The organism is Pedobacter sp. BG31, assembly GCF_042464845.1.
GTDB classification, from domain to species: domain Bacteria; phylum Bacteroidota; class Bacteroidia; order Sphingobacteriales; family Sphingobacteriaceae; genus Pedobacter; species Pedobacter suwonensis.
Map to the genome: position 1 here is coordinate 151,839 of NZ_JBHNZK010000005.1, position 12,919 is coordinate 164,757.

The window sequence follows — 12,919 nt, forward strand, 5'->3', positions numbered from 1 at the left end:
CATTAAACAAACCAATGAATTATTCAAAAGTTAATAATATAGTAGGCTGGATCTGCTTTTTAATTGCTACACTAACTTACGTTTTAACCTTAGAGCCTTCTGCCAGTTTTTGGGACTGTGGTGAATTTATCGCATCGGCATTTAGAATGCAGGTTGTTCACCAGCCTGGTGCGCCTTTATTCTTAATGATCCAACGTTTCTTTTCTATTTTTGCAGCGGGTGATTTAACCAAAATTGCTTACTGGATGAACGTGGGTTCGGCTGTTTCGAGTGGGGCAACTATCTTATTTTTATTTTGGACAATCACCGCATTGGCTAAAAAAACCATATTAAAAGCCGGTGAAGAATTAACTACAGGCAAGTTAATCAGTATTATGGGTGCAGGTGCTGTTGGTGCTTTGGCTTATACTTTTTCTGATAGTTTTTGGTTTTCGGCGGTAGAATCTGAGGTTTATGCACAATCATCATTGTTTACTGCCATTGTATTCTGGGCTATACTAAAATGGGAGGCGCATGCCGATGAGCCAAGAGCCGACCGATGGTTACTGTTTATTGCCTATATTATGGGTTTATCAATCGGTATCCACTTACTAAACTTATTAACTATACCAGCACTTGCCTTTGTTTACTATTTTAAAAGAACTGATAAAGCAACTACATCCGGAATTATCAAAACACTTCTGGCAGGTATCCTGATCTTGGCAGTAATTCAATATGGTATTATCCAATATCTTGTATCATTCGGTGCTTATTTCGATCTGTTCTTTGTGAACACATTGGGTATGGGCTTCGGAACAGGTGTATTGTTCTTCGCTATATTATTGATCGGCGCCCTGGTTTGGGGAATCCGTTATTCGATCAAGCATCAAAAGAAATTATTAAATTTAGGTTTAATCTCTACAGTTCTAATCATTTTCGGTTATGCCTCTTTCGCAATGATCATCATCAGGGCAAAGGCTGATCCAAACTTGAATAACAGTGCGCCTAAAGATGCTTTCTCTTTCTTAAGTTACCTAAACCGTGAGCAATATGGCGATAGACCATTGGCCTATGGACCAAACTACAATTCTGAAAGAACAGGTGTAACTGAAGGTAAAACCATCTGGATAAAAGGTAAGGATAAATATGAAGTGGCAGGTAAAAAAACCGACTACGAATACAACAACAATACCTTATTGCCACGCATGTACAGTGACGACCCCAGACATGCCAGTTTTTATAAAGAATGGATGCATTTAGATGACAGCAAACATCCGAATGTAGTTGACAATGTTGGCTTTTTGGCCAGCTACCAGATCGGCTATATGTATATGCGTTACTTCTTCTGGAATTTCGTTGGTCGCCAGAACGATGAGCAAGGCCAGGGCAGCGGATTTGAAGGCGAATGGATTAGTGGTATCAAACCATTTGATAGCTGGTTACGTGGTGATCAAAGTCATTTGCCACCATCAACGGTTGATAATAAAGCTTACAACCGTTTCTTCTTTTTACCGTTAATCATGGGCATAATCGGTGCATTATGGCATTTTAAACGCAACCAGAAAGATGCTGGTGTAGTGGCTTTGTTGTTCTTTTTTACAGGTATTGCGATTGTATTATACTTAAATCAAAAGCCTTTAGAGCCTCGTGAACGGGATTACGCTTATGTAGGATCTTTCTATGCCTTTGCCATATGGATTGGGTTAGGAGCCCTTGGAATTAAAGAATGGCTGTTTAAAAAATTAACCCCAACTGCCGGAGCTATTGGCGCCACAGTAATTGGCTTACTGGCCGCACCGGTTATCATGGCCGAGCAGGGATGGGATGACCACGACCGTTCTACCAAACTGGTTCCACATGATATTGCTTATGATTACCTGCAATCATGTGCGCCAAATGCCATCTTATTTACTTATGGTGATAATGATACCTACCCGCTTTGGTATATCCAGGAAGTAGAAAATGTTCGCCCCGACGTACGTATTGTAAACTTAAGTTTATTTGATACAGATTGGTACATCAACGGTTTAAGGCAAAAACAAAACGAATCTGCCCCATTGCCAATTACCATGAAGCCTGAGCAATATGTACAGGGAGAAAGAGACGTGATGCCATATGATGATTATAAAATTGCGGGTAGCGTGGAGCTTAAAAACGTAGTTGATTTATTGTTATCAAACGATGAGAGCGATAAAGTACCGATGCAGGATGGAACAAAATCTAATTTCCTGCCTACTAAAAACCTTAAAATTACGGTAGATCCACAGCAAGTAATCAGTACCGGAACGGTGCCTGCAGCAGATGCTTCAAAAATTACCACCACAATGGATTGGAAATTTAATAAAGGTTACGTTACCAAAGGAACTTTGGCCATGTTTGACATCCTGGCACATAACAACTGGAAACGCCCGATTTATTTCGCTTCCACTGTTCCTTCTGAGCAATATAACGGTTTGGATAAGTATTTATACAGCGAAGGTTTAGCTTTGCGTTTATTGCCGCTTAAAGCTGATACAACCGCATCTGAGGATAGACCGGAGCAATTGAACACGCCTGTTTTATATGATAATGTGATGAATAAGTTTAAGTGGGGAAATATGAAAACTGCTAAATATTTAGATCCACAATCATCAGATGATACATTTATTTTCACCAACATCTTCAGCAGCTTAACCAACAGCTTAATTAAAGAAGGTAAAATGGATGAAGCCAAAAAAGTGGTGGATAAATATTATGCGGTAATGCCGGATAAATTCTTCGGCATCCGTACAGTTGTCGTAAAATTCTATATGGCTGAAAACCTGTATAAATTAGGTGAAACTGCCAGAGCCAATGATATTTTAGACAAATCAGGCGATTACATCAATAAGGAATTGAATTACCTGGCCGATATTTCACAATCAAAAGGTTTAACCGGATCGCAGAATATCCAAACCGGCTTATACTATCTGGACCGAATGATTAAAACAAGCAAAGCTGCTGGACAGGATAAGTTGAGCGATAAATTGCAAAAGACTTTCAATAACCTGGAAGGCCGTTTATCCATGTTTTTCCCACAACAAGGTCCGCAACAATAAAGGGATCTGAAAATAGTTTACCAAGCAGCTGCATTCATTTGTAGCTGCTTTTTTGTTTGCTTGCGCTCGTTTCTAACGAGTGCAGTAATAGCCTTACGATTTCATCGTAAAGATGATATAAATTTAAATTAGGATGTAAGTCGTAAATATGATTAACTATCTAAATGCTCTTTAGAGCAAACGTTAGCAATTATGATTTTTCTGAATAAATAAATATTTTTATTAAATGTCAGATCAATATCAAGCCAGAGATCCAGAAGGCATCTATTTTTTAACTTTTACAATTGTAGATTGGGTTGATGTATTCACACGTATATCTTATAAAGATATCATAATCAACTCGCTAAAATATTGCCAATCTAACAAAGGACTAAAACTTTACGCCTATTGCTTAATGACGAATCATATACACCTCATCGCCTCAGCATGTAGTGGCATAAAGCTTTTTGAAATTATAAGAGATTTTAAAAAGTTTACGAATAGGGCAATCATCACAGAAATTAACTCTGGAAATGAAAGCAGGAAAAAGTGGCTGTTGAATAAATTTGAATTCGCAGGAAGATATCTTACAAGAATTGAGAATTATAAGGTATGGCAAGACGGTTACCATGCAGTTGAGTTAATCAGTTCGGAGTTTACATTTCAAAAGTTAAATTACATCCATCAAAATCCGGTTACTGCAGGGATTGTATCAGAGCCGGAACATTATATTTACAGTTCAGCATCGAATTATTGTAATTTGGGCGGTCCAATAGATGTTGAATTATTGGATTTTAATTAATATCAAAAGCTTTTACATGTACTCGCTAAACGAGTGCAACAATAGCCATAAGATACCGTAAAAGATTGCTAGAATTAACGCATCTAAGCCGTAAATACGACTAAATATTTACACGCTCGTTAGAAACGACCGTGAGCGTGCTTATCATGGGCTTAGAGGACTAATAGAAATTGAATTACTAGACATTGATTAATATTTATTGAATGCTTGCGCTCGTCTATAATGAGTGCAGCAATAGCCTTAAGATAATATTGTATAGCAAGCTAAAGGTATTGATAATTAACACCGTAAAATACGGTACCCTATTTACACGCTCGTTAGAAACGAGCGTGAGCACAAAAAAATCCCGCTCAGCATAGCCAAACAGGATTCAAATTTATTTTAGTTAATGATTATTCGTTTACTACACCCATTTCACAGAATTTCTCAATCCTTTGCTCAATCATCTTATCTGTTTTCAATTTGCCCAAAGCGGCCAAATCCTTTACGATATATTCTTTTAATGTTTTACCCATTAACTCCGGATCCTGATGCGCACCACCAAGGGGCTCAGGAATAATGCCATCAATTAGTTTGTTGCCAAACATATCATCAGAAGTCAATTTCAAGCACTCAGCAGCTTTTTCTTTAAAATCCCAGCTTCTCCATAAAATAGAAGAACATGATTCAGGAGAAATTACTGAATACCAGGTGTGTTCTAACATATATACCTTATCGCCTATTCCTATACCCAAAGCACCTCCGGAAGCACCTTCACCTACTACAATGCAAATAATCGGCACACGCAGAACCGACATTTCCAATAAATTTCTGGCAATAGCTTCACCTTGTCCACGCTCTTCGGCCTCTAAACCAGGGTAAGCGCCCATTGTATCGATAAAAGAGATCACCGGCTTGTTAAATTTTTCAGCCAAACGCATTAAACGCAACGCTTTGCGGTAACCTTCCGGATTGGCCATACCAAAATTGCGGAACTGGCGCTCTTTGGTATTTTTACCTTTCTGATGACCGATAATCATTACCGTTTGACCATTTATAGAAGCAAAACCGCCAACAATAGCTTTATCATCTTTAACCGTTCTGTCGCCGTGCATTTCAATAAAATCATCACAGATCATATTGATATAATCAAGGGTTTGCGGGCGATCTGGATGACGGCTCATCTGAACCTTGTTCCAACCGGTTAAATTTTTATATAAGTTATTGGTAGTTTCATCTAATTTACCATCAAGTTCGTCCAAAGTGGCAGACATATCTACCTTGGTTTTTTCGGCAACTTGCTTAACCTTTTCTATCTGCTGAACTAAATCGGCAATAGGTTTCTCAAAATCGAATGATGTTTTTATTTGCTGCATAATTGAACCACAAAAATAAGTAATTATTTTTGGTTTGCAGCCAACAGTTTTTTGTTTAAGTATTTAGGCAGAAAAATCGCGTTAACCTAAAGAAAAATAGCTTTTAGTACTTTTTAATCATCATGGTTTGGAAAGCAATTGCAGTAGTGCTTTGGTTTGGTTCCGTCCCGCCCCCGTTTCTGCCGATTGAAAAAATCGGCATCTCACTCCGGTTAGGTTTAGATTACTCCTGTTCTCGCAACTATGCCGGGTTTCCGTGCCACCGCCCTAACCTACCTAGCCCTGATTGAAGTGAAGATCCTTTTTTGTCAGCCTGAGCGCAGTGGAAGGGCAAAAAAGATCGGAGCGCAAAGCAGGACGAACATAAATTATTACACTGTAGCTGCGCTCCTATAAACCCAAAAGCATTGACAAATAATAGCGATTTAAATAGGAATTTGTCACCACTGAAAGATCATATTATTTGGAAAGCAATACCTGTAGCCCCTTGGCTAAAGCAATCCTGCCCCATTTCTGCCGATTGAAAAAATCGGCATCTCACTCCGGTCGGGTTTAGATTACTCCTGTTCTCGCAACTATGCCGGGTTTCTGTGCCACCGCCCTAACCTACCTAGCCCTGATTGAAGTGAAGATCCTTTTTTGTCACCCTGAGCGAAGTCGAAGGGCAAAAAAGATCGGAGCGCAAAGCAGGACTAACGATAATTATTGCAATACAAGTGCGCTCCTATAACCAAAAAATGCTGACAAATTAATAGCCATGTGTATAGGAATCTATCAACGCTAAATTTTTAGAACTTAGCGGCCTCGCCTGCTTTTGGTAAAGCTTTTTTAATAAATTCACGGATGTGGTTATTCGCCATTTTCAGATCATCTTTACGCAGGTACATCATGTGTCCACTGCGGTAACCTTCCCAAGTCATGCGGTCTTCCAGTTTACCTGCAGCATCTAACTGCCACATGCTGTATTTCGCATTAAAATAATCGCAGGCGCCATCATAATAACCCGATTGCACCAATAGATGTAAATAAGGGTTTTGTGCCATGGCCTGGCGGAGGTTATCGCCGGTCTGGTCTCCGGATTTGTCCCATGGGTAAACGGAACCAAACATATTGTATTTCAAATCGGTTTTATAATTCAGCTCGTTGCGGATGTACATATTAATGGCTGGCGTAAAAGAATGCAACCAGGAGGTAAGTTCAGCATTATAATCTGGTGCTTCGCCAGCGCTCATTTTATCGATCCCCCGATAGCGTGAATCTAAGCGACCAACCGTAAAACCTTTATCCCTCAATAACTCTTTCCAAAAGAAATCGGTTGGTACGTTAAGGTTATAATCTAAAATTACTTTTTCGGAAAGGCCGGAGTAACGCGCCATTTTTAGGGCAATGGCTTTCTTTTTATCTGCACTTAACATTCCTCCCTGCGAAATGGCCGGGATGAGTTCGTTAATGGTAAAAGTTTCTACTTCCGGAAGCATAGCTGTTAAATCTTTGCCTTGTAAATCGGCTGCCAAAGCTTTATGGTACCAGGCGGTAGCTGCAAAATATGGTAAACGCAAAGCGGCGTCAACCGGGCCGCTACGTTCAATGCCCAATTCGGTTGGCGAAACCAAGACCACACCGTTCAGGTACATCCATTGACTGTTCTGCAGTTCCAAAGCCAATCCTGAAACGCGGGTAGTGCCATAACTTTCGCCAATCAAAAATTTAGGCGAGGCCCATCGGTTATTGCGGGTTACGAAAGTATTGATCCACTCGGCCAGGTATTTAATGTCAGCACGTACACCGAAGAATTTATTGGTTGGAATATCTTTGCTCACGGCTCTCGAATAGCCTGTGTTTACGGGATCGATGTATACGATATCTGCCACATCTAAAATAGAATATGGATTTTCCTTATAACCATAAGGTTGGACAGGATAACCTTCATCATCAATATTCAAAACCACCGGACCAGTATAAGCAATGTGCATCCATACAGAAGCAGAGCCCGGACCACCATTAAAAGAGATCACCAAAGGACGTTTATCCCGGCTTTGTACATCACTCCGTTCGTAATAGGTATAGAATAAACCGGCAATCGGTTTTCCATCTTCATCCCAAACCGGTAAGGTACCGGTAGTAGCCTTATATGGAACGGACTTTCCATCAATGTTCACCGAATGATTGGTAACCACTGTACTCTCCACTTTAATGTTCCTCTCATTCGCTGAAGATTTAGGTTCATCTTTAATGGTTACCGGCGTAGTGTTTACGGTTTCTTTCGATTGGTTTTTTCTGGGACTTTGTTGTGCGTATGCGCAAATACCGATACTTAACAAGGCAGCAATTATAAATCTGAGTTTCATGAAGTTTGGTTTGGTCCCTAAAGATCAAACTATTATCGTATTAATCAAAAAAGCACATTAGAATTGTTACCATAAAAAAGTATTGATGAGAAAAGATAATGGATTGAAGTTTTATAAATGATAGCAGAGGCTTTCTCATAAACTGTAATTCACTTCAAACTTGACACGTTGAGCAGCATCCAACAGAGGCTCATCATCTCGAACGCAGCAACACAAAGTGGAGCGATCTACCAAAAGATTTCTCCACTGCGTTACTCCGCCCGAAAGAAGGATCACATAAGCGAATTACTCTTCAAGAGGATAATTTTATATTTATGATTCAGCCTTTTGGATAAAAAAAATTACTTTAATGCTGTTTTACTAAAAATATGGTATTCTCCAGGCGCTAAAGTTTGGGTGTAGCTGCTGGTGCTTAAATTAACACTACCACCAATTGCATCGATCCAGGTTCCAGCAGACCCTAAATCAATATTGGCTGCCTGGCTCACTACATCAAAATTACCAACTACCACAACAGTGTTAGTTCCTTCAGTTAACTTGATATATTTGACGCCGCCGGCAAGGTTATATGTCGAATTGCTTGAATTAAAAATACTGTTATTTTTTTTCAACCTGATAAATCTGGCATAAGCATCGTATAATGCCTTACGGTTCGGATCGCTGTAATAATCCCATTTAATAGGTTTTTCACCTGTCCGCCCGTTAAAATCGATACTGATATCGTAACCCAATTCACCAAACTGCCATACCATTTTAGGTCCCGGGATGCTGAACAAAAAGGCTGCTATGAGTTCTTCTCTTTTTAATGAAGTAGCCAGGTTTCCTTTAATTACATAACTTCCGGAAGCATTGCCGTAGGTAATATTCTTAAAATTTAAGCGCTCCTCGTCATGACTTTCGCCATAGCCAACTAAGTTTTCCGATTTAGCGAAGCCATGGTTGGCATAAAAACCCCATTGAAAATTAGAATTGTCCAACCAGCCCATCGTAGCCTCATTCATGTTATAATTCATATTGTTCCAGAGCATCATGCCCTCATCAGCCAGTACCTTCTCTTCAGATTCTTCTGCAAAATGTTCCAAAATCACATAAAAATTAGGGTCTAAACTTTTGATATAGCCATTGTAATCTTTCCAAATGGCAACACGGCCAGCATCGTACAACCTGAACTGTGCATCATCCGTTGATTGTTTCTGTGTAAATCCCTTTGAAAGATCGAAACGGAAACCATCAATTTTATATTGTTGCATCCAGAACTTCATCACGTCTTTCGAGAATTTTTTGGTCGCCGCACTTTCATGGTTAAAATCATAACCAACATTAAACGGATGTTTCGCATCCACATTAAACCATGGACTATTTGCTGTAGGTTTCGAGCCATCAAAATACAACTGCACCATCGGTGACTGACCAAAAGAGTGGTTTAACACCATATCCAAAATCACAGCAATGCCACGTCCATGGCACTCATCAATAAAATTCTGTAATGCGGTTTTGGTGCCATAATATTTATCGGGTGCAAAATAAAATGATGGATTGTAGCCCCAGCTTAAATTTCCTTCAAATTCGTTTACCGGCATTAATTCGATTGCATTAATACCTAAACCGGTTAAATAATCGAGTTTTGCCAAAATTGAGGCATAATTATGATCAGCAGTAAAATCGCGTATCAATAATTCGTAAATCACCAGGTTATTTTTTTCAGGACGGGTAAAACCGGTATTTTTCCAGGTATAAACGGGTTGATTAACCTGCATTACACTTACAATTCCTGTTGTTTTACCTGTTAGATAGGCTTTTAAATTAGGATAGGTGGCTGCTGAAATGTATTTATCATTATCAGGATCGAGTATTTTCTCGCAATAAGGGTCGGCAACTTTTAAGTTTCCATCTACATAAAACTGATAGGCATACTCTGTAGATGGATTTAAATTATCTACCTGAGTCCACCAATAATTTCCATCTGGTGTATTTTTCATGGGTAAGCTGGTGGCAGACCAATCGTTAAATTCACCAATCAACGATACGGATTTTTTACCTGGTGCATAAAGTGTTACAATGGCCGATGTTCCATTGTTGGTAAACACCACACCATCTTTGGCTCCCGCCGGCAGATCAGCTTTCTGATCAGTTGGTGTAGATTCTAAACCACCATCCGGCGCTTTTTTACAGGCGGTATGCGTTGCCGTTATTAACAGCAAGAGATAAAACACTTTTTTCATATAAATTTTTATTGCAGGCTTAAAAAATTTAGCCCAGGTTAAGATTCCTTTTTTGTTTGGATATACATGACAGAAATAGCCCCTAATACCATGAATATCCCAGCCAAAACGATTGCATATATGGCCTGATCATGATAGAGGTGTTTTACAATTAAACCACCAAAAAAACCATTTACTATTTGGGGCATTGTTATAAAGAAATTAAAAATCCCCATGTAAACACCCATTTTTTTTGCAGGAATGGAACCCGACAAAATGGCATATGGCATTGCCAAAATACTTCCCCAGGCCAGGCCTATCCCAATCATCGAATAGATTAAATAATGCGGATCGGAAATAAAATAGATGGAAAGTAGTCCAATACCTCCTGCAGTTAAAGAGATGGCGTGTGCAACTTTTTTACTGGTTGCTTTTGCAATAGCAGGCAGGATTAAAGCGTAAATAGCAGAAACCCCATTATAAATACCAAACAAAACTCCTACCCAATTTCCTGCATCGGCAAATTTGATTGATGAGGTATCTCCCGGTGCTACCTTGTAAATATGTTGAGCAATGGCTGGAGTAGTAAAAACCCACATCGAGAATAGTGCAAACCAGGAGAAAAATTGCACTAAACCCAATTGCCTCATGGTTGGTGGCATTTTAGAAAAATCTTTAAGGATATCTTTTAAGCCATTACTTTCCTCCACTTCCTGGGTATGTTCATAGTAATCGGCCATTTCTTCCGGGCTGTATTCCTTCGTGGTGAAAATGGTATACAGAATTGTTCCCAAAAGAATAGCTGCACCAAAATAAAATGAATAAATCACGTTAGCAGGTACCTGCCCGGCTGGCGCCACTTTCGCTACACCGAAATATTCAGATAAAATATAGGGCAGCCAGGAACCAGCAATAGCGCCAGCCCCAATCAGAAATGTTTGTACAGAAAAGCCGAAACTACGTTGCTCGTCGGGTAATTTATCAGCAACCAAAGCCCTGAAAGGTTCCATAGCAACGTTAATTGAAGCATCCATAATCATCAGCATACCTGCACCAATTATAATAGGCGGAAGTAAACTTGCCATTAAAGCTGAATTCGGCATTAAAATTAAAGCCAGTGCGGTGAGAATTGCGCCAACTAAAAAATAGGGCCGCCGCCTTCCCAATCGATTCCAGGTCTTATCGCTGTAATGCCCGATAATCGGTTGCACAATCATTCCGGTTATAGGTGCAGCTAACCAAAAGAGGGATAGGTGCTCAACATCAGCACCAAAGGTTTGGAGAATACGGCTTGCATTACCATTTTGCAAAGCAAAACCGAACTGTATTCCAAAAAAACCAACACTCATGTTAATGATCTGAAGGTTTGATAACCTCGGTTTTAATTTTACTTGTCCCATTAAGTCAATCTTAAAATTCAATTATCTGTGCCGAAACCGGCCCAAGCTTTATTGGTATAGCTGTTCCTGCCGGAATATTTAATTTTTTATCTGTTAGCAGTTCTGTAACCGGAACGGAAGATTTCGCCTTTAAAACCTGATCAGGGATTTCTATATTGGCGGTTAATGTTTGGTTTCGATCAAAATTGGCTACTACCAGTAAACGCTGCTTGCCTGAGTAGCGGATAAAAGCATACATCCGGTTGTTCATATTGCCGGTAACAGGAACTTCATAAATTTTTCCATTCAATACGGCATCGCTTGTTGACGTTACTTTTAATAATTGCCTGTAGAAAGCCCTCAAATTTTGCTGTGCAGCATTTAGTTTATGGCCGTCAAATAAGCCCCCGTTCATCCATTTCTGGTGGTTCGGAACGCCCCAATAATCAAAAATGGTGGTCCGGTTATCATCCCCGCCAAAACCTTCCTGCCCTTTTCCCGGTTCGCCAACTTCCTGACCAAAATAAAGCATCACGGGTCCTCCGCCTAAAGTTGCGGAAAGGACCATTGCGGGTAACGCGAGTTCTGCCTTGCCCGCAAATGCAGCTGAAGCAATACGCTCCTCGTCATGGTTCTCTAAAAAGCGAAGCATGTGATGGCCAAAACCGGCACTTTCTTGTTGCCAAATGAAACGGATATCTTTTACATCTGCATTTGGTTCATTTCTGATCAACCTTTTTAAACCATCATATAAACCAACTTTATCATATAGGTAATCGAATTTCCCTTCATCCAGATATTGTTTGTAAACTTTTGGATTATAAGCTTCTCCGATAAAAATTAAATCCGGATTTACTTTTTTAACCTGCGGAATTACCCAGTTCCAAAATGCAATGGGCACCATTTCGGCCATATCACATCTGAAACCATCTACTCCTTTATGGGTCCAAAAGATTAAAATATCGCGCATTTTCAACCAAACGGGTGGAATGGGATCAAAGTATTGTTTCTCGCTGTTCTGATAATCAACACCGTAATTCAACTTAATGGTTTCGTACCAATCGTCATATTTTGGTTGTGCTGAAAACACGTTATTACCGGTTGCTTTTGCCGGATTTTCATCAAATTTCCCGTCCTGAAGTACCGAAAGGGGCGTTTTTTGCCCATTTGTTGGAACCACTAAGGGCTGACCTGGGATATAATAAAAATCATTCCTAGGACTAAAAGCTACAGTTACATCATCATTTGCACCAAAGTCGATTACATTTTTTGGCTTTGCATCAGAATGGTAACTTCTGGCCACATGATTGGGTATAAAATCGATCAGCACTTTTAAGTTTTTAGCATGTGTTCTTTTTACCAGTGCTTCAAACTCTTTCATCCTGTTCTTAACGTCAACAGCCAGATCGGGATCTACGTCGTAATAATCGCGGATGGCATAAGGCGAACCTGCCCTGCCTTTCACCACATCGGCATCATCAGGTTTAATTCCATGGGCACTATAGTCAGTTAAACTGGCATGGGCCAATACCCCTGTATACCAGACATAGTTCACATGAAGTTCTTTTATCCCATCTAATGCTTTATCGGTAATATCGTTAAACTTACCGGAACCATTTTGTTGGATGGTTCCGTATGGGATATTGGTGGTATTTTTGTTTCCGAACAAACGGGGCAGTAACTGATAAATAACGATCTGTTTATCATTCATTTTTGTGCGCTTTTTTTGTGCAAAGGATGATATGGGGATGATGATGAAATAAAAAAAAAGTATCAATAGCCAGCTTTTATTGCTTTCG

7 protein-coding genes are annotated in these 12,919 nt (G+C 39.7%); 2 read left to right on the top strand and 5 right to left on the bottom strand.

Annotated features, from left to right (window positions below; translation table 11 throughout):
• Positions 1-14: 14 nt before the first annotated feature.
• Positions 15-3,056 (top strand): protein O-mannosyl-transferase family, encoded by a 3,042-nt coding sequence (locus ACFE6N_RS08680; RefSeq protein WP_378935611.1) that lies wholly within the window; start codon positions 15-17, stop codon positions 3,054-3,056.
• Between the two features lie 226 nt (positions 3,057-3,282).
• Positions 3,283-3,837, top strand: a complete 555-nt coding sequence (locus ACFE6N_RS08685; RefSeq protein ID WP_378935613.1) for an REP-associated tyrosine transposase — start codon at positions 3,283-3,285, stop codon at positions 3,835-3,837.
• A gap of 392 nt (positions 3,838-4,229) precedes the next feature.
• On the opposite strand, the gene ACFE6N_RS08690 is transcribed toward ACFE6N_RS08685, so the two are convergent.
• The 5 genes from ACFE6N_RS08690 to ACFE6N_RS08710 form a co-directional block, all read right to left on the bottom strand.
• Complete coding sequence (locus ACFE6N_RS08690) at positions 4,230-5,192, bottom strand: acetyl-CoA carboxylase carboxyltransferase subunit alpha (protein ID WP_090986499.1); 963 nt, start codon at positions 5,190-5,192, stop codon at positions 4,230-4,232.
• Positions 5,193-5,980: 788 nt separating this feature from the next.
• Positions 5,981-7,540, bottom strand: coding sequence for a S10 family peptidase (locus ACFE6N_RS08695; protein ID WP_378935615.1), 1,560 nt, complete (start codon positions 7,538-7,540; stop codon positions 5,981-5,983).
• A 341-nt stretch (positions 7,541-7,881) separates the two neighbouring features.
• The gene (locus tag ACFE6N_RS08700; RefSeq protein WP_378935617.1) at positions 7,882-9,762 is read right to left on the bottom strand and encodes an alpha-amylase family glycosyl hydrolase; all 1,881 of its coding nucleotides are present in this window, start codon (positions 9,760-9,762) and stop codon (positions 7,882-7,884) included.
• 38 nt (positions 9,763-9,800) lie between these two features.
• A complete protein-coding gene (locus tag ACFE6N_RS08705) occupies positions 9,801-11,141 on the bottom strand; it encodes an MFS transporter (RefSeq protein WP_378935619.1) in 1,341 nt (446 codons plus the stop codon).
• A 10-nt stretch (positions 11,142-11,151) separates the two neighbouring features.
• A complete protein-coding gene (locus ACFE6N_RS08710; RefSeq protein WP_378935621.1) occupies positions 11,152-12,831 on the bottom strand; it encodes an alpha-amylase family protein in 1,680 nt (559 codons plus the stop codon).
• Positions 12,832-12,919: the final 88 nt, after the last annotated feature.

Coding starts and splice junctions, on each gene's coding strand:
- ACFE6N_RS08680 (WP_378935611.1), top strand. CDS start 15: ATGAATTATTCAAAAGTTAATAATATAGTAGGCTGGATCTGCTTTTTA.
- ACFE6N_RS08685 (WP_378935613.1), top strand. CDS start 3,283: ATGTCAGATCAATATCAAGCCAGAGATCCAGAAGGCATCTATTTTTTA.
- ACFE6N_RS08690 (WP_090986499.1), bottom strand. CDS start 5,192: ATGCAGCAAATAAAAACATCATTCGATTTTGAGAAACCTATTGCCGAT.
- ACFE6N_RS08695 (WP_378935615.1), bottom strand. CDS start 7,540: ATGAAACTCAGATTTATAATTGCTGCCTTGTTAAGTATCGGTATTTGC.
- ACFE6N_RS08700 (WP_378935617.1), bottom strand. CDS start 9,762: ATGAAAAAAGTGTTTTATCTCTTGCTGTTAATAACGGCAACGCATACC.
- ACFE6N_RS08705 (WP_378935619.1), bottom strand. CDS start 11,141: ATGGGACAAGTAAAATTAAAACCGAGGTTATCAAACCTTCAGATCATT.
- ACFE6N_RS08710 (WP_378935621.1), bottom strand. CDS start 12,831: ATGAATGATAAACAGATCGTTATTTATCAGTTACTGCCCCGTTTGTTC.